At 66.9% G+C, this 21,996-nt stretch carries 18 protein-coding genes; 13 read left to right on the top strand and 5 right to left on the bottom strand.

Going from position 1 to position 21,996, the window contains the following annotated elements; genetic code table 11:
- Positions 1-179 precede the first annotated feature (179 nt).
- Together gcvH and B1A87_RS14480 are read left to right on the top strand one after the other, a co-directional pair.
- A complete protein-coding gene (gene gcvH, locus B1A87_RS14485) occupies positions 180-563 on the top strand; it encodes a glycine cleavage system protein GcvH (RefSeq protein ID WP_078026894.1) in 384 nt (127 codons plus the stop codon).
- Positions 564-770: 207 nt separating this feature from the next.
- A complete protein-coding gene (locus B1A87_RS14480; protein WP_144275826.1) occupies positions 771-2,183 on the top strand; it encodes an L-serine ammonia-lyase in 1,413 nt (470 codons plus the stop codon).
- A gap of 30 nt (positions 2,184-2,213) precedes the next feature.
- Here B1A87_RS14480 and B1A87_RS14475 read toward each other — a convergent pair whose 3' ends face one another.
- On the bottom strand, positions 2,214-2,729 hold the full coding sequence (locus tag B1A87_RS14475; RefSeq protein WP_078028502.1) for a TspO/MBR family protein: 516 nt from the start codon (positions 2,727-2,729) through the stop codon (positions 2,214-2,216).
- A 55-nt stretch (positions 2,730-2,784) separates the two neighbouring features.
- Here B1A87_RS14475 and B1A87_RS14470 point away from each other — a divergent pair, with 55 nt between their 5' ends.
- Genes B1A87_RS14470 through B1A87_RS14460 form a run of 3 tightly spaced genes read left to right on the top strand, consistent with a single transcriptional unit; the run spans position 2,785 to position 6,093 of the window.
- The gene (locus B1A87_RS14470) at positions 2,785-3,459 is read left to right on the top strand and encodes a DNA/RNA non-specific endonuclease (RefSeq protein ID WP_078028503.1); all 675 of its coding nucleotides are present in this window, start codon (positions 2,785-2,787) and stop codon (positions 3,457-3,459) included.
- A 32-nt stretch (positions 3,460-3,491) separates the two neighbouring features.
- Positions 3,492-4,565, top strand: coding sequence for a peptidoglycan bridge formation glycyltransferase FemA/FemB family protein (locus tag B1A87_RS14465; protein WP_078028504.1), 1,074 nt, complete (start codon positions 3,492-3,494; stop codon positions 4,563-4,565).
- Between the two features lie 31 nt (positions 4,566-4,596).
- Positions 4,597-6,093: a threonine/serine exporter ThrE family protein gene (locus tag B1A87_RS14460; RefSeq protein WP_078028505.1), complete on the top strand. Its 1,497-nt coding sequence runs from the start codon at positions 4,597-4,599 to the stop codon at positions 6,091-6,093.
- Here the strand turns inward: B1A87_RS14460 and B1A87_RS14455 are convergent.
- Entirely contained in the window at positions 6,090-6,929 is an 840-nt protein-coding gene (locus B1A87_RS14455) for a siderophore-interacting protein (RefSeq protein WP_078028506.1), read from the bottom strand. The genes B1A87_RS14460 and B1A87_RS14455 overlap by 4 nt on opposite strands.
- A gap of 160 nt (positions 6,930-7,089) precedes the next feature.
- On the opposite strand from B1A87_RS14455, the gene B1A87_RS14450 reads away from it, so the two are divergent.
- Entirely contained in the window at positions 7,090-13,095 is a 6,006-nt protein-coding gene (locus B1A87_RS14450; RefSeq protein ID WP_078028507.1) for an Ig-like domain-containing protein, read from the top strand.
- Here B1A87_RS14450 and B1A87_RS14445 read toward each other — a convergent pair.
- Positions 13,083-13,802 (bottom strand): uracil-DNA glycosylase, encoded by a 720-nt coding sequence (locus B1A87_RS14445; RefSeq protein WP_078028597.1) that lies wholly within the window; start codon positions 13,800-13,802, stop codon positions 13,083-13,085. The two genes, B1A87_RS14450 and B1A87_RS14445, sit on opposite strands and share 13 nt — an antisense overlap.
- Before the next feature lie 188 nt (positions 13,803-13,990).
- On the opposite strand from B1A87_RS14445, the gene B1A87_RS14440 reads away from it, so the two are divergent.
- From B1A87_RS14440 to B1A87_RS14415, 7 genes are all read left to right on the top strand, one after another.
- Entirely contained in the window at positions 13,991-14,353 is a 363-nt protein-coding gene (locus B1A87_RS14440; protein WP_347033923.1) for a DUF3263 domain-containing protein, read from the top strand.
- 51 nt (positions 14,354-14,404) lie between these two features.
- Entirely contained in the window at positions 14,405-14,800 is a 396-nt protein-coding gene (locus B1A87_RS24020; RefSeq protein ID WP_260680855.1) for a hypothetical protein, read from the top strand.
- Positions 14,685-15,101, top strand: a complete 417-nt coding sequence (locus B1A87_RS24015) for a LytR C-terminal domain-containing protein (RefSeq protein WP_260680854.1) — start codon at positions 14,685-14,687, stop codon at positions 15,099-15,101. Before B1A87_RS24020 ends, B1A87_RS24015 begins: the two co-directional genes overlap by 116 nt.
- A gap of 156 nt (positions 15,102-15,257) precedes the next feature.
- Positions 15,258-15,461, top strand: coding sequence for a cold-shock protein (locus B1A87_RS14430; RefSeq protein WP_139362837.1), 204 nt, complete (start codon positions 15,258-15,260; stop codon positions 15,459-15,461).
- A gap of 32 nt (positions 15,462-15,493) precedes the next feature.
- On the top strand, positions 15,494-16,786 hold the full coding sequence (locus tag B1A87_RS14425; protein WP_078028599.1) for an ABC transporter substrate-binding protein: 1,293 nt from the start codon (positions 15,494-15,496) through the stop codon (positions 16,784-16,786).
- A gap of 289 nt (positions 16,787-17,075) precedes the next feature.
- Complete coding sequence (gene groL / locus B1A87_RS14420) at positions 17,076-18,704, top strand: chaperonin GroEL (protein ID WP_078028510.1); 1,629 nt, start codon at positions 17,076-17,078, stop codon at positions 18,702-18,704.
- Between the two features lie 158 nt (positions 18,705-18,862).
- On the top strand, positions 18,863-19,927 hold the full coding sequence (locus B1A87_RS14415) for a ribonuclease HI family protein (protein WP_078028511.1): 1,065 nt from the start codon (positions 18,863-18,865) through the stop codon (positions 19,925-19,927).
- Between the two features lie 25 nt (positions 19,928-19,952).
- Here B1A87_RS14415 and B1A87_RS14410 read toward each other — a convergent pair whose 3' ends face one another.
- A complete protein-coding gene (locus B1A87_RS14410) occupies positions 19,953-20,240 on the bottom strand; it encodes a WXG100 family type VII secretion target (protein ID WP_078028512.1) in 288 nt (95 codons plus the stop codon).
- 167 nt (positions 20,241-20,407) lie between these two features.
- Positions 20,408-21,994, bottom strand: coding sequence for a cell wall metabolism sensor histidine kinase WalK (locus tag B1A87_RS14405; protein ID WP_185982338.1), 1,587 nt, complete (start codon positions 21,992-21,994; stop codon positions 20,408-20,410).
- Positions 21,995-21,996 lie beyond the last annotated feature (2 nt).

Raw genomic sequence — 21,996 nt, 5'->3', positions numbered from 1 at the left:
GGGTGAGGGGATTCCGGAAGCGTGCGTCTAAGGGAGCGTCGCGTCCGCTCAGCGGGCGCCGTCGCGACCGAGCACGCGGAGGAATTGCCTCATCCGCCACCCAACGGCACCGCGGTCGCCGACTAACCCAGCCACAATTGATTCAGCCCACGACTTTTCAAACGTAAAGGAAGAAACACATGGCAAAAGTTGCCCCTGAACTGCAGTACTCCGACGAACACGAGTGGGTTGCCCGCGGCGCTGGGAACGTTTTGTCCATCGGCATCTCGGCCGTGGCCACGGACGCCCTGGGCGACATTGTCTATGTTGACCTGCCCGCGGTCGGCGACACGGTCACCGCGGGGGAGACCTGCGGCGAAGTGGAGTCCACGAAGTCCGTCTCCGATCTTTATGCCCCGGTGACGGGCGAGGTCACGGAAATCAACCCGTCCGTCGTCGAGGACCCCGCGCTGATCAACAGCGATCCGTACGGTGCCGGCTGGCTGTTCAAGGTGGCAGCCGAGTCCGAGGGCCCGCTGCTCTCCGCGCAGGACTACGCCTCCAAGAACGGCGGCGAGCTGTGAGCGCAGCCCACCACCGCTACCCGGCCGCGGCCGGGCTCGCCGCGGCATAAACCGCGTAGCGTTGCTTAAGACAGGACGACGGCGCGCGGCCGCCACAAGCTGCCGCCGCCGACCGTACTGACCGATTGCGAGCCGCGACCCGCGGCGCCGCAGTCATCCGGCAGGACCATCTGCCGGACCACAGTTAGACCTAGTTAGGAACCGACAATGGCTGTTGGAGTCTTTGACCTCTTCTCGATCGGGATCGGCCCGTCCAGTTCGCACACGGTGGGTCCGATGCGGGCTGCCGCGGTGTTCGCGGGGGAGCTTACGGCGTCCGGGGTTCTGGACCGGGTGGCGTCGTTGCGGGTGGATCTGTATGGGTCGCTGGCCGCGACCGGGCATGGGCATGGCACCATGACGGCGATCCTGCTGGGGCTGGAAGGTTTCCATCCGGAGCTGATCCTGCCTGATGAGGTGGAGCAGCGGCTGGCGGCGATCTCGGAGACCGGGACGCTGCGGCTGGCCGGTGCGGTTTCGTTGCCGTACGGGGTGAAGGACATGGTCCTGCGTCCGCTGACCGTCCTGCCGCGGCATACGAACGGCATGACGTTCACGGTCTCGGACGCGGGCGGGGAGGTGCTGCGCAGTGCCACGTTCTTCTCGGTGGGCGGGGGTTTCATCGTCCGGGAGGGCGAGGAGGACGCGGCGCAGCAGGAACTGGACGAGTCCAAGAAGGAATTGCCGCTGCCGTTCCGCACCGCAGCCGAGTTGCTGGGCCGCTGCCAGTCCAAGGGTCTGTCCATCGGCGAGGTCATGTTCGTCAATGAACGTGCTTCCCGCACCGAGGAGGAGATCCGGGAGGGGCTGCTGCATATTTATTCGGTGATGGAGGGCTGTGTGGAAACCAGCCTCCGGCGTGAGGGGCTGCTGCCGGGCGGGCTGAAGGTCCGCCGTCGTGCGCCGGACTGGCACGAGCGGCTGCTGAAGGAGAGCCGGGACCAGGATCCCGATTACCGGGACCCGAAGTACTGGCAGGAGTGGGTGAACCTGATTGCCCTGGCGGTGAACGAGGAGAACGCCTCCGGCGGCAGGGTGGTCACCGCGCCGACCAACGGCGCCGCGGGCATCATCCCGGCGGTGCTGTACTACGCGCTGCACTTCGCCCCGGGCATGGATCAGGCGACCCAGCAGGATCGTGACGATGTGGTGGTGAAGTTCCTGCTCACGGCGGGTGCGATCGGGGTGTTGTACAAGGAGCAGGCGTCGATTTCCGGGGCCGAGGTGGGCTGCCAGGGCGAGGTGGGCTCGGCGTCGTCGATGGCCGCCGCGGGGCTGGCCGAGGTGATGGGCGGCACGCCGGCGCAGGTGGAGAACGCGGCCGAGATCGCGATGGAGCACAACCTGGGCCTGACCTGCGATCCGATCGGCGGGCTGGTGCAGGTGCCGTGCATTGAGCGGAACGCAATCGCGGCGGCGAAGGCGATCAACGCGGCCAAGATGGCGCTCTGGGGCGACGGTTCGCACCGGGTTTCGCTCGACGAGGTTATCGTGACCATGCGCGAGACCGGCAGGGACATGAGCTCCAAATACAAGGAAACGGCGATGGGCGGCCTCGCCGTGAACGTGGTGGAGTGCTGATTCGGCAGCGGTGACCGGGGCGGCGGCGGCCTAATTGTGGGCGGCCGCCCACACATTCAGGCTCACGGCAAAGACCACCCAGGACAGGTAGGGCAGCATCAACAGCCCGGCTGTCCGGCTGATCGGCCCAAAGCAGAGCACCGCCGCGGCGACCGCCAGGGCAAGGGCCACGATGATGGCAAGCCCCAGCCAGAGGGCGGCGGACCCCAGCGCCGGATACAGCCCAAAGAACACGGGCGTCCAGGCCAGATTCAGGGCCAGCTGCAGGCAATACACCGTGAGCGCTGTCCTGCGTCCGGGGTCATCGCTCCGCCAAACGAGCCAGGCGGCCACAGCCATGGCCGTGTACAGCACTGTCCACACAGCGCCGAACACCCAGCCAGGCGGAGACCAGGGCGCTATGTCCGCCGTTGCATACCAGCCGTCGACGTTCCCCACGGTGACCTGGGAGCCCAGGTAAGCGACCACGGCAGACGCAGCCAGAAACGCGAGGAGGGCTGCCGCCTGAACGGCCTTTCCGCCGCGGCTATCGTCTGTGGGCTCCATGGTTCAACAGTCGCCACGGGAGGACAGAGAGTCAAGCCGGTGCAACGATGGACCCATGGGCACAGGATACGATCCCGGCTTCCTGCGGGCGGCCGTCGAACTGCCCTGTCCGGACCGCCCCACCATCCTCCTCGACTACACCCACTTTTCCGTCCGGCTCGTGCCAGCGCGCAAGCTAGCTGCCGTGGTCGGCGTCAACATCAACGGCCGTGAGCTGGTGCCGCTTGACCGGATTGGAGTCTGGCATTTCGACCCCAGGGTGCCCCGGAGTGTGCAGGCCGGGCCGGAGGTCTACCGCGACAACGGCCTGGACCGCGGCCATCTGGTCCGCCGCCTTGACCCCGTGTGGGGCGATGACGCCACGGCACGCACCGCCAACCAGGACACCTTCTCCTACCCCAACGCCGCCCCGCAGGCTGCCGACTTCAACCAGGGCAAGGAATTGTGGCTCGGGCTCGAAGACCACGTGCTGAACCACGCCGCCGGGCACGATGCAAGGATCAGCGTCTTCACCGGCCCGGTCCTGGCCGACGACGACGTGCCGTACCGAGGAGTCCAGATACCGCGCAAATTCTGGAAAATAGCGGCCTGGACCATGGAAGGGAGGCTGGGGCAAGTCGACGGTCCTCACCGACCTCAGCCAGATACGACTGTGAGCAGCATGACTACGTCCAGCCACCGGCAAGGCTGGCCAGATAGACTTGAGGCTGCCTCTCCGGGCACCTGCTGACGAAACGTACGCGAAGATTGGACACGGCACACTTGCGAGAATTCACTGCCCGCTTTGCCTCCGCCGAGGAGGTCGCCAACTGGGACTCCCACGTCACCGCGAATCCGAACGGCGGTAACCTGCTTCAGTCTGAGGCGTTCGCCGACGTCAAACAGCACTTCGGCTGGAAGACACTCCACCTCGTCTACGAGACGGCTGACTACACGAGCTACAACCTGGTGCTGGAGAAGAGCTTTCCGGTGCTGGGGAAGCTGTGGTACCTGATCAAGGGGCCCGATGTTGCCGGCGTCGAAGACATTCCGGGCATTGCCGCGGCCAACGCGGACTTCGTAAAGAGGGCTCGGCTGGGCGTCTTCGCCATCAAGATCGAACCTGACATCGTGCAAAGCGACGCGGCCCGGGAGGTCATCGAAAAGGCCGGGCTGGTCAAGACGCACAACCTGCAGCCCAACGATTCCACGGCCCTCCTGGACATTTCCCCGGACGAGAACCAGCTGCTCCGGAACCTGCATTCGCGGGGCAGGAATGCCGTCCGGCGCGCCATCCGCGAGGGGGTCGACGTGCTCAACGTGGAGCCCACCGAGGAAAACTTCACGGCCATGTATGCGCTCATGACCAACACCGTGGAGGCAAAGTCCCAAGTCCGGGTCCGCGAGTATGAGTACTACCGCCAGTTCTGGACCAATTTCATCAAGCGGGGCCAGGGACGGCTTCTGTTCGTCTACGAAAACGGCGTACCGTCAGTAGGGGCGTTCGTCATCAACTACGGGCACAAGGGCACGTACAAGGACGGCGGATCCCTGCAGAAACGCGGCCAGTACGGCGACTCGCACCTGGTGCAGTGGACGGCGATCAACCAGCTCAAGGAGCTGGGCTGCACCGAATACGATTTCTGCGGAACCCCGCCCAGCGACAAACTCAAGGACACATCCAACCCGTTCCACGGACTGGGGCTTTTCAAGACCAGCTTCAGCAAAACAGTCACCGACTTCGTTGGCTGTTACGACCAGGTCATCAGCCCGCTGAAGTACAAGGCGTGGATGGCAGCTGGCGAGCGTGTAGCCCGTCAGGTGTACACGCGGCGGACGGGACAGCAGTTCTACTAAGACCACAGGCATGGCACGGAGGTAGGCCCGAATGACCAAACAGCCCCGCGGCGCCAACAGGCCGCACACGGACGGGCTGCCCAAAACTGAGCCGCTTACTCCCTCCCAGCTGCACCAGAACGCGGCGGCCAAGCGCATGCTGCGCCGCCTGGTCCAGGGGGAGAACCCGCCGACGGCGCCGCTGAGCATCGTGGACAGGCTCACCGGCAGCCCCTACGCCAACCCCATGATCCAGGTGGGCGGCATCGACACGTCCGCGCGCAAGACCATGGACTTTGCGCTTCGCCTCGCCGAATCGATGTTCCGGTACGGCGCCGGTGCCCTCGAGGTGGAAACCAGCATCATCGCGGTCACGGCCGCGCTTGGCCTGAGCAACATCGAGGTCGACATCACCAACCAGTCGGTGGCGATCAACTATGCGCCGCAGGACCAGACCCCCATTTCGCTGCTGCGCGTGGTGCGCTCCTGGACGAACAACTACGCCGGCCTGGCCAAAGTCCACCAGCTGGTCACGGACATCGTGGCCGGAGGCGTCGGCCGGGACGAGGCCATCCGGCGGCTGGACGAGATTGTCCGCAGCCCCAAGCCGTTCCCGCGGTGGATGGTCACCGTGGCGTTCGGAGTCTTTTCGGCCGTGTTCGTGGGGGTCCTGGGCGGCGGACCGGGGGCGTCCGGCATCGCGTTCGCCTCCAACCTCCTGATCAGCCTGCTCGCCCGGCAACTGGGCCGCTGGCGCACGCCGGACTTCTTCAACACGGCGGCCTGTTCCTTTGTGGTAACGCTGATCGCGCTGCTCATGTGGAGATTCGGCAGCCCCCTAGGGATCCAGATTGCTCCGGCCATCGTCGTGGTGGGCGGGATCCTGCTGCTGCTTCCCACGGGGCGCCTGGTCTCCTCGGTCCAGGATGCCATCAACGGCTTCCCCGTCACGGCGGCCGGCCGGTTCCTGTCCACGGTGCTGACGTTCGGGGCGCTCGTCGCAGGTATTGCCGTGGCGTTCGTGGTGGGTGACATGACGGGCATGGAACCGATCAACGTCACCGAGACCTTCCCGCCGGCTTATCCATGGTGGGCGCTGGTCATCATGGTCGCGGTCGCCGTCGTGGCCATCGGCATCACCGAGCAGACGGACTGGAAGCTGCTTCTTCCCACGGCGGCCGTGGGCGTGATCGGCCACCTGGTCCTGATCGGCGGAGAAATGCTCGGCGTCGGCCAGCGCTTTTCCCCCGCGGTGGCCGCCGTCGTGATTGGCCTTTTGGCCCGGGTGGTGGCGCTGCGGATGGGCGCCCCGCAGCTCGTGGTCGCTGTGCCGGCGGCGCTCATCCTCCTGCCCGGCCTCACCATCTTCCGCTCGATGTACGTCCTGACGATCGAGGAATCCGAAATCCTGCTCGGCGCCGGCGGGATGCTGAGTGCCGGGGCGATTGTGTTCGGCGTCGCCGGCGGGATTGTGCTGGGCGACACGCTTGCGCGGCCGCTCACCCGGAGCCTTGCGAGCAATGAACGACGGCGGGCCCGCCGCCGCTAGATCTTACCGATCGGCAGCTTCTTCTCGGCCTGGAAGTCATCCTCGACCCGTCCCGTGGCCCAGTAGCCGGACAGCGACACCTGGCCGCGCTCCAGTCCGCGCTGCCGGAACAGCACCTCCCGCAGGCCCTTCATGTAGCCGCGTTCCCCGTGGGCAAAGACATCAACCCTGCCGTCGGGCCACACGGCATCGCGGACCGCGTTGACCAGCAGGTCGCTGCCGCCTGCGGGGGCGCCTTCGCGTTTGAGCCAGACCAACTCGAGCCCCGCCGGTGCGGCGATCGGCTGGATATCGGCGTCGGTGTCCACTTCCACGAATGCCAGGCCCCGGGCGCCGGACGGCAGGGACTCGATGACGGCGGCGATCGCAGGCAGGGCGGCTTCGTCTCCGGCCAGGAGGTACCAGTCGGCCGCGGGATCCGGGTTGTAGCCCCCGCCCGGTCCGGTGAAGATGAGGGTGTCGCCGGGCTGGGCCGCGGCCGCCCAGGGCCCCGCCAGGCCTTCGTCCCCGTGGATCACGAAGTCGATGGCAAGTTCGCCGGCTGCCGCGTCCACCCAGCGCACGGTGTAGGTCCGGGTGTGCGGCCACAGCTCCCGCGGCATCGATTCGCGGACGGCCCAGAGATCCAGCGGCTCCGGGTAGTCCACACCCTGCTGCGGAAAGGCGATCTTGACGTATCTGTCCACAAAGTCGTTATTGACGTACTCCGTGAAGCCTTCACCTCCCGCGACAATGCGAACCATGTGGTCCGAAAGCTGCTCCCGGCGCAGGACAGTCAGGTTGGTCTGGGGACGGGAATTCCGTGTGGCGGACGTGGCGGCAGGAACAGAAGTCATGAAAGTAAGCCTAGGCTAAGTCCGGTGCCGGATCTCCTCCCGTTCCCCCCGGGTTCGCTAGATTACTGCACTTGTTGGTCTAATTGGTGGGGACTTCATTGCAGCTGACCGGGGGACAGCCATGCCAACGCCAAGAAACTTCCTTGCAAAGCACAGGCGGTTGCTTCAGGCGACGGGCTTTTCGGCGGTGACCGCACTGGTGGCGGCGGCAGCCTTTCTCTACCCGGGCGTCAAATCAGCCGACGTCGACCTCAACGACGGCGGCGTCTGGGTGACGAACAAGAGCGTCGGAATGACCGCGCGGCTCAACTATCCCTCCAGGACCCTGGACGGCGGCGTGACCCCGCCGGGGGCCGGCTTCGATATCCTCCAGCACGAGGGCGAAGTGTTGGTGGATGCCGGCTCGTCCCTGACGGCCGTGGACCCGGCAGCCATGAGGCTCGGCGAACCCGTCATGCTGCCCGGTGGCGTGACCGCCGCCGCGGGGCAGGGTGCCTACGTATTCAGCGATCCGGGCACGGGGGAGGCCTGGCTGGCTTCCACCGACTCCGTCCGTGGTTTTGACCGCCAATCCTCGGAGCCGGTGATTTCCGGGGCACCTAACCTCCAGGCAGTCATCGGAGCGGACGGAGCCGCCTACATCGCCAACCCCGGGGCACACGAGGTCAGCCGGATGACCGTCGAGGACAACGGAACCGCCGGGGACAAGGCCACGGGGTCCTACGCCGATTTCTCGGCTGTGAAGAGCCTTCAGCTCACGACGGTGGGAGCCGACGCGGTGCTGCTGGACTCCGATTCCGGCCGGCTGTACCTGCCCGGGGGCCGGACGGTCGACCTGCCCGACGCCGGCGGGTCACGGCTCCAGCAGGCCGGCCCGGCCAGCAGCTTCGTCGCCGTGGCCACGCCGAAGGGCCTGGTCGAACAGCCGCTGGACGGTTCCGCGGCCACCACAAAACCCTCCGGCGCCAACGGAAATCCGGTCCGTCCGGTGCAGCTGGACGGCTGCGTGCATGCGGCCTGGAACCAGAGCAACCGGTACCTTCGGGACTGCGCCGATGATGCCCACGACAAACTGACGGATGTCCCGGACGCCAACGACAAGTCCGACTTGGTCTTCCGGGTGAACCGCAGCGTTGTGGTGCTCAACGACACCAACGGCGGCAACGTGTGGCTCGTCCAGCAGGCGATGCAGCTGGTCAACAACTGGCAGGATCTCCAGACGCCGCCGAACCGGTCCGAGGAGGAGAAGGAAGACGCCGCCGACCAGAATCCGCTCAACCAGCTCCCGGACCGCACCAAGGCCAACCGTCCGCCCAACGCCCAGGACGACGTCTTCGGCGTCAGGCCGGGCAGGACCACGCTGCTGACTCCGCTGGACAACGACTCCGACCCGGACGGCGACCTGCTTACCCTGAACGTCCTCGGCTCGGGGCGGGCCAACGGCACGGCGCAGCCCATCTACAACGGCTCCGCCCTGCAGATCGCCGTCCCCGAGAAGGCCTCGGGAACGTCCGACTTCGGCTACCAGGTGGACGACGGCCGGGGCAAGAGCGCGCAGGCCAAGATCAGGGTGGCCGTGCGGAAGGACTCGGAGAACGGTCCGCCCGCCCAGAAACGAAAAACCGTCATCCTCCTCGAACAGGGAAAGTCCGTCAGCCAGAATGTCCTGGCGGACTGGACCGACCCTGACGGCGACGATCTCTTCCTCAAAGCCGCAACGGCGGACAACGGCAACGACCAGGTCCAGGTGCGCCCGGACGGCCTCCTGCAGTTCCAGGATGTGGGCACAACCCTGGGCCGCAAGGAGGTCACCCTCCGGGTGTCCGATGGCCGGACCGAGATCGAGGGCAAGATTACCGTGGAGGTGCGCCCCCGCGGGAGCCTGCCGCCGGTGGCAAACCCCGATCACCTGAGCGTTGTGGCGGGCCGGGACGTCGTGGTTTCCCCACTGGAAAACGACTTCGACCCCGCCGGTGCCACGTTGCGGCTGGCCCGGGTGGAAGGTCCTCCGGCCGCCAAGGTAGCCCCCCATTTTGACTCCGGCACCTTCGTTTTCAATGCTCCGGCCGCCGGCACCTATTACGTGACCTACCAGGTGACCAACGGGCCGGCCAGCCAGCTGGGCCTGGTCAGGATCGATGTCACCAACGGCGGGAGCAACGGCGCCCCGGTGGCCGTCCGGGATGTGGCGCGGCTGCCGCAGGGCGGGCACACCCTGGTGGATGCGCTGGCCAACGACATCGACCCCGCCGGCGGGGTGCTGGTCATCCAATCGGTCAACGTTCCTTCCGGGTCGCCGCTTTCCGTGGCCGTCCTCGACCACAGCGTTCTCAAGATCACTGACGCCAACGGTCTTGCCGCCCTGGCAACGTTCACCTACACGGTGTCCAACGGCCTCGAGAGCTCGGTCGGTGAAGTGACCGTCCAGCCGGTGCCCGCACCGGCCCGGCTGCGGCCGCCCCGCGCGGTGCCGGACGAAATCACGGTGCGTGCCAACGACGTTGCCACCGTGAATGTGCTGGCCAACGACAGCCACCCGGACGGGGCGACACTGGCGCTGAAGCCTCAGCTCGCCCAGACCGTTGAACCCGCCGATGGGCTACTGGGCATTTCCGGCGACGTCCTGCGGTTCAAGGCCGGCCCGACGGCGAAGACGGTGCACGCCATCTACGTGGTCAAGGGACCGGACGGCCAGGAATCCTCCGCGCAGGTCACCATCCGCATCAAGGGCGGCGGCGCGGACCAGAATTCCCGGCCTGAACCGACGGACCTGACCGCCCGGACCATCGCCGGCCGCGCCACCCGCATCCAGGTACCGCTGGACGGGATAGACCCCGACGGCGACTCCGTGTCGCTGGTCGGCCTGGACAAGGCTCCGGCCCAGGGGACCGTCACCGTCGGCGCAACCTACCTGGAATACACGGCGTCGTCGAAGGCCGCCGGGCAGGATGCCTTCAGCTACGTTGTGCAGGACACGTTCGGCGTCCGCAGCACAGCCACCGTGGCGGTGGGCATCGGGGCCGCACCCGCGGCCAATCAGCAGCCGGTGCCGGGCGACGATGCGGTCACCGCCCAGCCCAACAGAAAGATCGCCGTGGACGTGCTGCGCAACGACGCGGACCCCGACGGCGACGCCTTGGCACTCGTACGCGGCGGCGTTGAAGCGGATGCCGCGCTGAACGCGTCGATAGAAGACGGGAAAGTCCGGTTTACGACGCCGGACGCCACGGCCGCCGTCGTCATCCGTTACCGGATTTCGGACGGAAGGGGAGGCCAGGCAAAGGGCACGCTGAAAGTGGACGTCACGCCGTCCGCCCCGCGGAAGGCGCCGACCACCCGGGACGACCGCGTCTCCTTCGCGGAAACGCTGGGCAAGTCCGCCGTGGACGTTCCCGTGCTCAAGAACGACGAAGACCCCGACGGCGTGACCTCCGACCTGACGGTCACTCTGGCCGCCGGAACAACCGACGCGGCAGTCCGGGGCGTTGGCAGCGTCAACGTCACCCTGTTGCCCGCTCCCCGCATCATCCCGTACACGGTCACGGACCTGGACGGCCTGACCTCCACCGCGTTCATCCACGTGCCAGGAACATCCGAGCAGCGCCCGGCGCTCAAGAGCCCTGCCCCCTTGGAAGTGGTCAGCGGCCAGGAACTGGCCCTCAACCTGAACGATGCCGTGGTGGTCCGCCAAGGCCGCAGCCCGCGGCTCACCGTTGACTCGCGTGTGTCGGCGGTGGCGGCCAGCGGCAGGCCGCTCGTCAAGGGCGCAGCCTCCCTGGTGTTCACCTCCGCCGACGATTATTCCGGGCCGGCGTCCCTGACCTTCGAAGTGGCCGACGGCCCATTGGACGCGCCGGACACGCTCACATCCGTGCTGACCATCAGCATCAACGTGCTGCCAGATCCGAACCGGAACCACCCGCCCGTCATGTCCTCCACCCGCGCTAGCGTGGTCAAGGGCGAGGCAGCGGAGGTGGATCTGGACACCCTGATATCGGATCCGGACCAGGCTGACAGCGGCAAACTCACGGTGACCCTGGGCGGCCAGCTTCCTCCCGGCATCAGCGCCAGCGTGGACGGGACAACCCTGAAGATCAGGGCCGCAGCCGATGCGCCGGAGCCGGGAGGCATCCTCCCGCTGACTGTCACGGACCCGCGTGGACTCTCGGCCCAGGGCACCGTGGACGTGCAGCTGACGCTTTCACTTCGTCCGCTGCCATTGGCCAATGAAGACGAGGTGGGGGAGGCCAAGGCCGGCGAAAACCGGCGGGTCCAGGTGCTGGCCAACGACGTCAACCCGTTTGCCGACACCCCGCTGAAGGTTGTCAGTGCCGTGGTGGAAACAGGCAACGGCACCGCAACCGTCTCAGGGGACGCAGTGGACGTCCGCCCCGCGGAATCGTTCGTGGGCACCATGGTGGTGCGGTACCGGATCCAGGACAAGACCGGGGATCCGCGGCGCGAGGCAGACGGGCGCATCAGGCTGACGGTCAAGGCGAAACCGGACAAGCCCGGCACTCCCGTGGCCAACGAGGTGCGCGACAGCACCGTGGTGCTGAACTGGACGCCTCCGGCTGCCAACGGCTCGGCCATCACCGGCTACAGGGTCACGGGGACCAACGGCGTGTCGCAGCTGTGCCCCGCCAACACGTGCACCATCGGGTCGCTCACCAACGATGTCGAGTACACCTTCAGCGTTGTTGCGGTGAACAGCATCGGTGAATCCGCGGCCTCGGAACGTTCCGCTCCGGCCCGCCCGGACCAGCGCCCGGAGGTGCCGCAGGCGCCGTCGCTGTCGTTCGGCGACAAGCAGTTGGCGGTCAGCTGGCCCACGGCCAGGACCACCGGATCCGCCGTCACCGACTACGAGCTCCAGCTCTCGCCGGCGCCTCCTGCAGGCTCCGGGGTGCGGTCGGCCGGTCCCGGGCTTAGCTACACGTGGACCGGGCTGGCGAACGGCACGTCGTACCGGATCCAGGTCCGGGCCAAGAACAAGGCGCCCACGCCCTCAGAGTGGAGCCCCTTCTCGGCCGCGGAAATCCCGGCCGGGGTGCCCGCAGTCCCTGCCAAGCCGAGCACCACGCTCGCAACGTCGGGGGCCAACAGCTCGGTCATCCAGGTCAGCTGGACGGCACCCGACGCCAACGGCGACGCCGTAGCCGAATACACCGTGGTGTCCTCGCACCCCGGCTCGCCCGACGCCTCGCAGGTGGTGTCCGGCGGGCGGACCAGCGCGGTCTTCACCGTGGGCAATTCGGATGCCGGCTACACCTTCACTGTTGCAGCGCGGAACAAGGCCGGATACTCGGCCGACAGCGCCGCATCCGACCCGCGCCGGGCTGTCGGGGCCCCCGGCCCCGTCAACGGACTCCGGGCGGATCCGCTGGACAACAGCGCCCAGCTGACGTTCACCGCGCCGTCCTCCAGGGGTGGGGCGGCGGCCGGAGAAACTGTGTATGAATATCGGGTGAACGGCGGCCAGGTCGCGGCCGTGCCCGCCAACAAGGTCATTCCGGGGCTGGCGAACAACGGCACGTACACGATCGGCGTCCGTGCCACGAACGTGGTGGACGGACAGTCCTACCCGGGCCCCTTCACGGACGCCAACCCGGTGCAGCCGTACGGAAAGCCGGGGGCTCCCACGGCCACCGGATTCAACGAGGGGCACTCGATCCACTTCATTATCAGGGCACCCCAGCCCAACGGGCGTCCGATTGCGGAGCTTCGGTGGATCACCTCGGACGGGCAGCGGGGATCAACGTCGGCGTCCTTCGCGGATGTGAACGTGGGCAACGGCCCCAACCAGAAGGTCTGGGTGGACGTTACTGCAGTAGACACCATGGGACAGACGTCCCAGGCGCGCGGCGAGGGCACCACAACGGTCAGCTCCGCGTTCATCTCCCGGGGTGCCGCCGCCGGCCCGCCCGGTGAATACCAGATTCGGCTGAGGCCCGTCGATTTCCCGCCCGGTACGCATACGGTCCTGTGCTACAGCAGTTACACCAACGATGGTTCGGCTCCGTTCTGGACGGGTGCCGTGAACTTCCCGTCGGCCAGCGGTACCGTGGAGCTGCCCTGCGCCGGGCACATCGACCCCGCCAAGGGAGAATGGCTCTCGGCCGAAGTCAGGGGAGTGGCCAGCGCGCCGAGGCTCTACAGATGGTAGGCGGCGGGAATGGCCGGAAGCTCCCAGTCCACCCCGCTGGCGCCCTGCTCCTGGAGCAGGGCGTTGGCGCGGCTGAACGGCCGGGAGCCGAAGAATCCTCGCGCGGCGGACAACGGGCTCGGGTGGACGCTGGCAACGACGGGCGTGTCGCCCAGCAGCGGCCGCATTCCCTCCGCGTCTTTTCCCCACAGGACGGCGACGAGGGGGAGCCTTCCGCCCTCGGCGGAACGGCGGCCTGCGACGGCGGCAACGGCCGCCGTCGTGATGGCTTCCCAGCCCTTTCCGCGGTGGGAGCCGGCGGCACCCTCCCGGACGCTGAGGACCCTGTTGAGCAGCAGGACGCCCTGCCCGGCCCAGGCGCCCAGGTCGCCGTGGATGCGTGCCGGGAGCCCGAGATCGGCCTCAAGCTCCCTGTAAATGTTGACCAGACTGCGCGGAATGGGGCGCGTGCTGCCGTCCACCGAGAACGCCAGCCCGACGGCATGCCCCGGCGTGGGGTACGGATCCTGGCCCACGATCAGCACCCGCACGCCCGCCAGCGGCTGGCGGAACGCACGGAGGACGTTCGACGGCGATGGCAGCACCCTGTGCCCCTCCGCCACTTCTCCGGCCAGGAAGGACAGCACCGACCTCAGCTCAGCCTCCACACCGGCCAGCGCCGCGGCCCAGTCAGGGGCCAGCAGCTCATCGAGGGGCATCCCCGCCATCTCGGCAAAGCCGGGGGCCTCCGGCCCGGACGGCTCCAGGTCAAACAGCGGTTCAGGTTCAATCACCCCCTTATTCTCCCCTAGCGCTGTCAGGCGGGCCGCGGCGTAACCTGGCGTAAATGACAATGCTGTTATTCGTCCGTAACATGGGGGTTGGGCTTTTACCGGATTCAGCGAAGGAGGGTGCAGTGGCAGAGCCATTGCAGGACCAACTCGCCGGCCAGCCGGCGGCGGCTGTCGCAGGGCAGGACACCGGGTCGCAGCGCGGCTCGCTGCTGAACGACTTCCAGTTGCGGGACTCGCCGTTGAGCGAGCGGGAGCAGCAGATGCTGGCCCTGGAACGGCAGTGGTGGAAGTACGCGGGAGCCAAGGAACAGGCCATTCGCGAGCTGTTCGACCTCTCGGCCACGCACTACTACCAGATCCTTAACGCGCTGATCGATACCGAGGCTGCACTGGCCCACGACCCCATGCTGGTGAAGAGATTGCGTAGACTACGTACGTCACGCCAGCGGGCCCGCACTGCACGCCGCCTGGGATCTGACGCGTAAACGCCAGTGCCGGACTGCCGGCAAGAAATCCACCAAGGACGTCACTTCACCATGACCAACTATGCTCGGGACGAATTCGACAGGGTCCCTGAGGCCTCTGCCCGTCAGGGCGTACACCGTGCCGCGTCGGCGCCGGCCCGCGCCAGGCTCTGGCCGATTCTGACCGTGGGAATCGGGTCCCTTGCCGTCGGCGTGGTCGCGTTCCTGTTCTTGCCGCAGCTTGGTTTTCAGGCAGCCGCGAGCCCGCTGTCCGCCATGACCGCCGAAGCGCCGCCCAGTTCGCAGCTCAGCGCGTCGGCCAGCGGCACGGCTGTCTCTTATACACATCTAGATGTGTATAAGAGACAGCCACGGCTGCCTCGCCCGGCGCCACCGCCTCCGGCACGCCGTCGGCTTCCGCATCCGGGTCTGCCCCGGCCGCGGACTCGGCAGGGACGGAGGCGCTGAGCTCGTCCCTGCTCGACAAGTCGCAGCCGGTATCCGTCTACAACGCGACGCTCACCTCGGGCCTGTCTCTTATACACATCTAGATGTGTATAAGAGACAGGTCCAGAAGGACGGCTGGACCTTGGGCCAGGTGTCCAACTGGCAGGGAGCACCCCAGCAGGAGTCGGTGGTTTTCTACTCCGACGCCGCGCAGAAGGCCAACGCCGAGGCACTCGGTGCGCTCCTGAACATCACCAAGCTCGTTGAAACTGCGGACCTGCAGGCCCCGGTTGCCGTGGTGCTGGGCCCCGAATTCCAGTGACCGTTTGGGTTACGCCTCAATAACTATTGGGCACGGTCTTAGCTGCCTGACTGCGCCCGGACGGGCCCGTCGATAGAGTGATTCCAGACTTCAACGCGTAATTCACGGCACACACTGAAGTGGGCCTTACGGAAGCAATCTGAAAGTGTGGAGATCATGGCATTGGGAACCGTGAAGTGGTTCAACGCGGAAAAGGGCTACGGCTTTATTACGGTTGACGGCTCGGGCGACGACGTCTTTGTGCACTGGTCCGCCATCCAGGGTGACGGTTACCGCGCTCTTGACGAGGGCCAGCGCGTGGAGCTGGAAGTCGGCGAAGGCGAAAAGGGCCCGCAGGCCGAAAACGTGCGGCCCGCCTAGTGACGCCCCGCGCCGCCCGCAGGTCCTCCCCGGTGACTGCCCGACGTCGGACCGGAACCTTGACGTCCGCCCGCACCGCCGCCTGGGGTGCTGCCGCCGTATTGGCGCTGGGCGGGTGCTCCGGTTCTGCGGGCAACGCGAGGACGGCCTCGGTGGAGGCCAGCGGTGACGGCACCCTGCGGATCGGCCTGATCCTTGACAACACCGGCCCGCAGGCGTTCCTCAACGCTGCCCAGCTGGCGGCCGCGAAACTGGCCGTCCAGGAAATCAATGCGGCCGGCGGCCACAAAGGCCGGCCGGTGGAACTGCTGCCGGCGAACACCGACGCCGACACCGCCGCGCAGGCGGGGGAGCTTGTGGACGCGAAGGCCGACGTCGTGATTGGCCCCACGGATTCGAGCCGGGCGCCGGGCGCCATTGACGTTTTGTCCAAGGCCAAGGTCACGCTCATTTCTCCGGCGAATACTTCGGCGGAGCTGAGCAAGTACAACAGCGGCGGATATTACTTCCGCACAGCCGCGGCCGACGTCGCCCAGGCGGCCATCCTGGTGAAACTGGCCAGGGACGGCGGGGCCAAGAGCCTCGCCGTGGTTTACGAGGACGGCGGATACGGCAAGGACGTGTCAGCGGCTGTGTCCGCTTCAGCGAAGGGGGCCGGGCTGGAAGCGGTGACGCTTTCCGCCTTCAAACCGGGGGAGGCGCAGAAAGCCGCGGCGGCCGCCCGGGAGGCCGCGCCGGACGCTGTCGTCGTCATTGCCCGCGACGGGGCGCAGGGGGCCGTCGCCGAACTCACCAACGCCGGCATGCCGGGCAGCAAGCTCATCCTGAGCGACGGCGCCTTCAGGCAGTACGGCTCGGGGCTCGGCGCCAAGGCGCTGGACGGCGCGCGCGCCGTCGTCCCCGGGGTCTTCCCATCCGCGCACCTGCAGGGTGAACTCGTGGCAGTGGACGCGGGCCTCAAGGACATGACCTTTGCGCCGGAAACCTACGACGCCGTTAATCTTGCCGCCGTGGCGGCCGCCGTGGCGGATGACGACGCCGGCGCCTCGATCGCCGCGAAACTGATCTCCGTCTCGGGCGGCTCTGCAGGCCAGGGCCAAAGCGCCGCCCAGCCCGCCGGGAAGCCCCCCGTCTGCAAGACGTACAAGGAATGCCTCCCTGCCATTAAGGCCGGAACCGCCGTGGACTATGACGGTGAATCAGGCCCTGTCCGGTTCGATGTGAACGGCGATGTCACCGCTGCCAACTACATGGTGTTCACCTATGGCGCGGACAACAACGCCAAACTTACCGGCACCGAGGCGGCCGGCCGGGCCGCCGGCTGATCGCTGGGAGCGAAGCGCCTGCCGCCGTTCCACGGTTTTCGGCCGCATCTGCTTGCACTCTCCCCGGGGGAGTGCTAATTATTGATTAGCACTCCTACGTATCGACTGCTAAAGCATCGCCCGGTTCAGGCCGTCAGCGAGGTCAGTCGCCTACGTGGAGCGGAAGAAACACCTGGTTGGGGTGAGATCCGGACTGCCGGCATACAGAGGCCTGCAGGAAGGATCGTCCGTCGCGGGCACCGCAGCGAGGTTCATTCTTAACGACCGTCCCGAAAGGACCACTGCCGTTATGGCCAAGATCATTGCATTTGATGAAGAGGCACGCCGCGGCCTTGAGCGGGGCCTGAACATCCTCGCCGACGCCGTTAAGGTCACCCTCGGCCCGCGTGGACGCAACGTCGTCCTCGAAAAGAAGTGGGGCGCCCCCACGATCACCAACGATGGTGTTTCCATCGCCAAGGAGATCGAGCTGGACGATCCTTACGAGAAGATCGGCGCCGAGCTGGTCAAGGAAGTTGCCAAGAAGACGGATGACGTCGCAGGCGACGGCACCACCACGGCTACCGTGCTGGCACAGGCCCTGGTCAAGGAAGGCCTGCGCAACGTCGCGGCCGGAGCTGACCCCCTGTCCCTCAAGCGCGGCATCGAGAAGGCAGTTGAAGCGGTAACCCGCGAACTGCTGGACTCCGCCAAGGAAATTGAAACCAAGGAAGAGATCGCCGCCACGGCCTCGATCTCCGCTGGCGACAACGAAATCGGCGCGCTCATAGCCGAGGCCCTGGACAAGGTCGGCAAGGAAGGTGTCATCACCGTCGAGGAGTCCAACACCTTTGGCCTGGAGCTTGAGCTCACCGAAGGCATGCGCTTCGACAAGGGTTACATCTCCGCGTACTTCGTCACGGACACCGAGCGCCAGGAAACGGTCCTTGAGGACCCGTACATCCTGATCGTCAACTCGAAGATCTCCAACGTCAAGGAACTGGTTGCTGTCCTCGAAAAGGTCATGCAGTCCTCCAAGCCACTGCTGATCATTGCCGAAGACATCGAGGGCGAGGCCCTGGCCACGCTGATCGTCAACAAGATCCGCGGCACCTTCAAGTCCGTCGCCGTCAAGGCTCCGGGCTTCGGTGACCGCCGCAAGGCGCAGCTCGCCGACATCGCCATCCTCACCGGTGGCCAGGTCATCGCCGAGGAAGTCGGCCTCAAGCTGGAGACTGCCGGCCTCGAACTCCTGGGCCGCGCCCGCAAGGTCGTAGTCACCAAGGACGAGACCACCATCGTCGAAGGTGCAGGCGACGCTGACCAGATTGCCGGCCGCGTTTCCCAGATCCGCGCCGAGATCGAAAACTCCGATTCCGACTACGACCGCGAGAAGCTGCAGGAGCGCCTGGCCAAGCTGGCCGGCGGCGTTGCAGTCATCAAGGCCGGTGCCGCAACCGAAGTTGAGCTCAAGGAACGCAAGCACCGCATTGAGGACGCTGTCCGCAACGCGAAGGCTGCCGTTGAGGAAGGCATCGTCGCCGGTGGTGGCGTTGCCCTGATCCAGGCCGGCGCGAAGGCATTCGCCAACCTGCAGCTTGAAGGCGACGAGGCAACGGGTGCGAACATCGTCCGCGTTGCCATCGACGCCCCGCTCAAGCAGATCGCCTACAACGCAGGCCTCGAGCCCGGCGTTGTGGTGGACAAGGTCAGGGGCCTGCCCGCAGGCCACGGCCTGAACGCAGCAACCGGCGAGTACGTCGACCTGCTGGCCGCCGGCATCAACGACCCCGTCAAGGTAACCCGCTCTGCCCTGCAGAACGCAGCTTCCATTGCCGGACTGTTCCTCACCACCGAGGCTGTTGTGGCCGACAAGCCGGAGAAGAACGCTCCGGCCATGGGCGGCGGCGACGACATGGGCGGCATGGGCGGTTTCTAACCCCCTGCCTTCCGGCTAGCGCACAACGCTTAAAGATCGGCGGCGGTCCCACCTTCGGGTGGGGCCGCCGCAGGCCTTTAACGGCAATGATGCGTGTCCCGCATGGCCGCGGGGTGCCCGCGGACGGCAGTGTCGGTGGTGTCTGGCAGGATGGATCCGTGACGATTACTGCAGCGGCCGACGGTTCGGCTTTAGGAAATCCCGGCCCGGCCGGATGGGCCTGGTACGTAAACGATGATTGCTGGCGCGCCGGAGGATGGCCGCACGGCACGAACAACCAGGGTGAGCTGATGGCTGTGTTGGACCTTTTCCGCGCTACCGCCCACATCCCGCAGGAGGATCTGCGTATTCTCTGCGACAGCCAGTATGTGATCAATTCAGTGACCAAGTGGATGCCCGGCTGGAAGCGCAAAGGGTGGCGCAAGGCTGACGGCAAGCCGGTCCTCAACGTTGACATCCTGAAGGACATTGACCGGGAACTGGTCGGCCGGAAATACACCTTCGAGTGGGTCAAGGGCCACGCGGGCCATGACCTGAACGAAGCGGCCGACGAGCGCGCCCGTGCCGTCGCCGTGGCCTACCAACAGGGTGTGGCCGCCCGGTCGGGGCCGGGCTTCCCCGGGGCTGCCGCCGCGGCCGAGGAACCGGAGGCGCGGCAGACCGTGGCCGTCCGTCAGGCATCGTCTTTCTCCGAACCCAACGGAGTGGACGAGCTGGACCTGTTTGGCGGCCTGGACAGCGAGGGCCCGGGCAGCGCGGGGGAGGATAGCGCGGGGGAGGACAGCGCCGGAGCGGGCAGCAACGGATCAGGACCGTTTAGCGAGCCGGACCTGTTCAGTGAACTGGGCACGGACGTTTTCGCCGCGACGCGCGGCCGCGGTCCCAGCGCGGAGGAAACCGTGGAAGCGCTGGAGCGCGAGCTCCTGCGCCCGGACGTGCGCAGCGACATCGGGCGGACCGGCGTGCTACTGCATCCGGATTTCGTGGAAATCGGCAGCGCCGGAAGGATCTGGACCCGGGACGCGATGATGATGTCCCTCGAGGAAAGCCCGGCAGGCCCGGTCGACCTGGACGTTCTCGGTGCCGACCGCATCGGATCGGACACGATCCTGCTGACCTACCGGAGCTACTCACGCTCCGGCACCGCCCTCCGGAGCTCCTTGTGGGTCCTGGACGGCGGACAATGGCGCCTCCGCTTCCACCAGAGCACGCCGGAGGCCTGACAGGGCGCGCCGCCCTTCGCGTCCGCTAGCTGAAGCGCTGGGCGTTGCCCTGTTCAGCCTGGGCATAGGTGGCCGCAGCGGAGGACAGCGCGAGGTTGATGGACGCCAGCGACGCCTCCACCTTGCTTTGCGTCAGCGTCCATTCGGTGACGAGTGCCTGGAAGTTGGTGGCGGCTGACCCGCGCCATGTTCCTTGGAGTTCGTCCAGGCCATGCTTCATGGCCTGGACGTCGGCGCTGATGCGGTCGACCGTTGCCTTCACGTTGGCTGACTTCATCTGGAGGAGCTCGGTATCGACGGAAATGATGCTCATGGCTGTGGCCTCTCGATATAGTGCGGGGACTGCGGTGTACAGTACTGCGGTGCGCAGTACTGTGGCGCACGGCACCGCGGTGTGCGGGACAGTCGGTTGCGGAATGGGGCCGGTTTTCCGGTCCGCTATGCCGAGCCTATGAAATCAGCCGCGGCGGGCGCGACAGGTCAGTTCCTGTATGTGGACAACCCGGCCTGGCTGCTGTCGCTGCCTCGACCGTCGCCGCCCTGGCTGGAGGCTCGGCTGCCGCCGTCGCCGGTTCCGTCGCCGTGGGGAGTGCCGTCCAGGCTTTCGCTCCGGGCGTCTTCATGGTGCTCTTCCCGTGCATCATCGCGGACGGGCAGACTCACCGTCAGTGTTGCGCCGCCGCCCTTGGTGGTGTCCACGCGTACGGACCCGCCGTGCGAGCCCACGATGGCCGCCACGATGGCCAGGCCGAGCCCGCTGCCGCCGGTATCCCTGGTGCGCGAGGTGTCGGCCCGATAGAAGCGTTCGAAGACTTTGGGCGCTTCGCTGTCCGGAATTCCGGGCCCGTGGTCCCGGACTTCCAAGACGGCCCGCTGCGAACCGTCGGCGCCTGACCGCACGCCTACTGCGAGTTCGATCGGCGTGCGTTCGGGTGTGTACCGCAAAGCGTTGCCTACGAGGTTGCCCACCACCTGGCGGAGCTTCGCTTCGTCGCCGAGCGCAGGTGCCGGCTCGGCGCGGCTTCCGTCGAGGCCCGTCAGGGTGATCACGCGCTTCTGGTCGCTGGCCTGGGTATCCACCACGGCGTCGTGGGCGAGCAGCTGGAGGTCGACGGGTTTTTCCTGGAGGGGCCGCTGCTCATCGAGCCGTGCCAGCAGGAGCAGGTCCTCTACCATGGAGCCCATGCGCTTGGCTTCGCTCTCGATCCGGCCCATGGCGCTGGCGACGTCCTCAGGGGACTCCAGTGCGCCGTGCCGGTAGAGCTCCGAATATCCCCTGATTGTCACGAGCGGAGTGCGCAATTCGTGCGATGCGTCGGCGGCGAAACGCCGCATGCGGTCCTCGGAGGCCATCCGTGCTGCGAAGGCGGCCTCGATATGGGCGAGCATGGCGTTCAACGACCGTCCGAGGCGTCCCACCTCCGTGTCCGGATTCTCCACTGCGACGCGGCGTGACAGGTCGCCGGCCGCGATGGCGGCCGCCGTCTTCTCGACCCGGGCCAGCGGGCGGAAGGATCTGGTGACTGTCCAGGAGGCGATGAAGAAGGCGAGGATCAGCGTCAGCATCCCGACACCCACCACCACCAGCGTGGCGTGGCGCAGGACTTCATCCACCGTCGAGAGCGGCAGCCCGATGACCACCACGGCCCGCTGCTGGTTGCTGTCGACGATGCTGACAGCAACCACCCGCCAGTTGGCGTTGTCGGTGCCGCGGACCTGGTAGGGCTCAAAGCCGCGCTGCCGGGCCTCCTCCACGGTGATCGCGTCGATGTCCGGGCGGGGGTCCTTGCTGTCGCCGAGAACCCGTCCCGGGGCTCCCGGGTAGTAGACGACCACCGAGTAATCGGTGGGGACACTCGTGTTGGGCATGGCGATCTGGCTAAAGGACCGCTCCTGCTCGGCAGATTCGACGGCGGCCTTGAGTTTGTCGTCCACCTGGCCTTCGAGGTAGCTGCGCAGCAGTGTCAGGGTGCCCGCCCCGGTCACAGCCAAGGCCACCAGCATGAGGGCCATCATGATGGCCACCAGCTGGGACCGGAGGGTGGCGGACTTCCAGCGTTCCAGCAAGG

Origin of the sequence: Arthrobacter sp. KBS0703 (assembly GCF_002008315.2) — a bacterium.
In the GTDB taxonomy this organism is placed as follows: Bacteria; Actinomycetota; Actinomycetes; order Actinomycetales; family Micrococcaceae; genus Arthrobacter.
Note: the sequence above shows the minus strand (reverse complement) of the source record. Positions and strands in the feature narration are given on the sequence as shown.

Bases quoted from the DNA above. Each gene is read 5' to 3' on its own strand.
- B1A87_RS24015 (WP_260680854.1), top strand. From the start codon at position 14,685: ATGTGTATAAGAGACAGCCACGGCTGCCTCGCCCGGCGCCACCGCCTC.
- B1A87_RS14455 (WP_078028506.1), bottom strand. From the start codon at position 6,929: ATGACTTCTGTTCCTGCCGCCACGTCCGCCACACGGAATTCCCGTCCC.
- B1A87_RS14430 (WP_139362837.1), top strand. From the start codon at position 15,258: ATGGCATTGGGAACCGTGAAGTGGTTCAACGCGGAAAAGGGCTACGGC.
- B1A87_RS14475 (WP_078028502.1), bottom strand. From the start codon at position 2,729: ATGGAGCCCACAGACGATAGCCGCGGCGGAAAGGCCGTTCAGGCGGCA.
- groL (WP_078028510.1), top strand. From the start codon at position 17,076: ATGGCCAAGATCATTGCATTTGATGAAGAGGCACGCCGCGGCCTTGAG.
- B1A87_RS14460 (WP_078028505.1), top strand. From the start codon at position 4,597: ATGACCAAACAGCCCCGCGGCGCCAACAGGCCGCACACGGACGGGCTG.
- B1A87_RS14470 (WP_078028503.1), top strand. From the start codon at position 2,785: ATGGGCACAGGATACGATCCCGGCTTCCTGCGGGCGGCCGTCGAACTG.
- B1A87_RS24020 (WP_260680855.1), top strand. From the start codon at position 14,405: ATGACCAACTATGCTCGGGACGAATTCGACAGGGTCCCTGAGGCCTCT.
- gcvH (WP_078026894.1), top strand. From the start codon at position 180: ATGGCAAAAGTTGCCCCTGAACTGCAGTACTCCGACGAACACGAGTGG.
- B1A87_RS14410 (WP_078028512.1), bottom strand. From the start codon at position 20,240: ATGAGCATCATTTCCGTCGATACCGAGCTCCTCCAGATGAAGTCAGCC.
- B1A87_RS14480 (WP_144275826.1), top strand. From the start codon at position 771: ATGGCTGTTGGAGTCTTTGACCTCTTCTCGATCGGGATCGGCCCGTCC.
- B1A87_RS14445 (WP_078028597.1), bottom strand. From the start codon at position 13,802: ATGGCGGGGATGCCCCTCGATGAGCTGCTGGCCCCTGACTGGGCCGCG.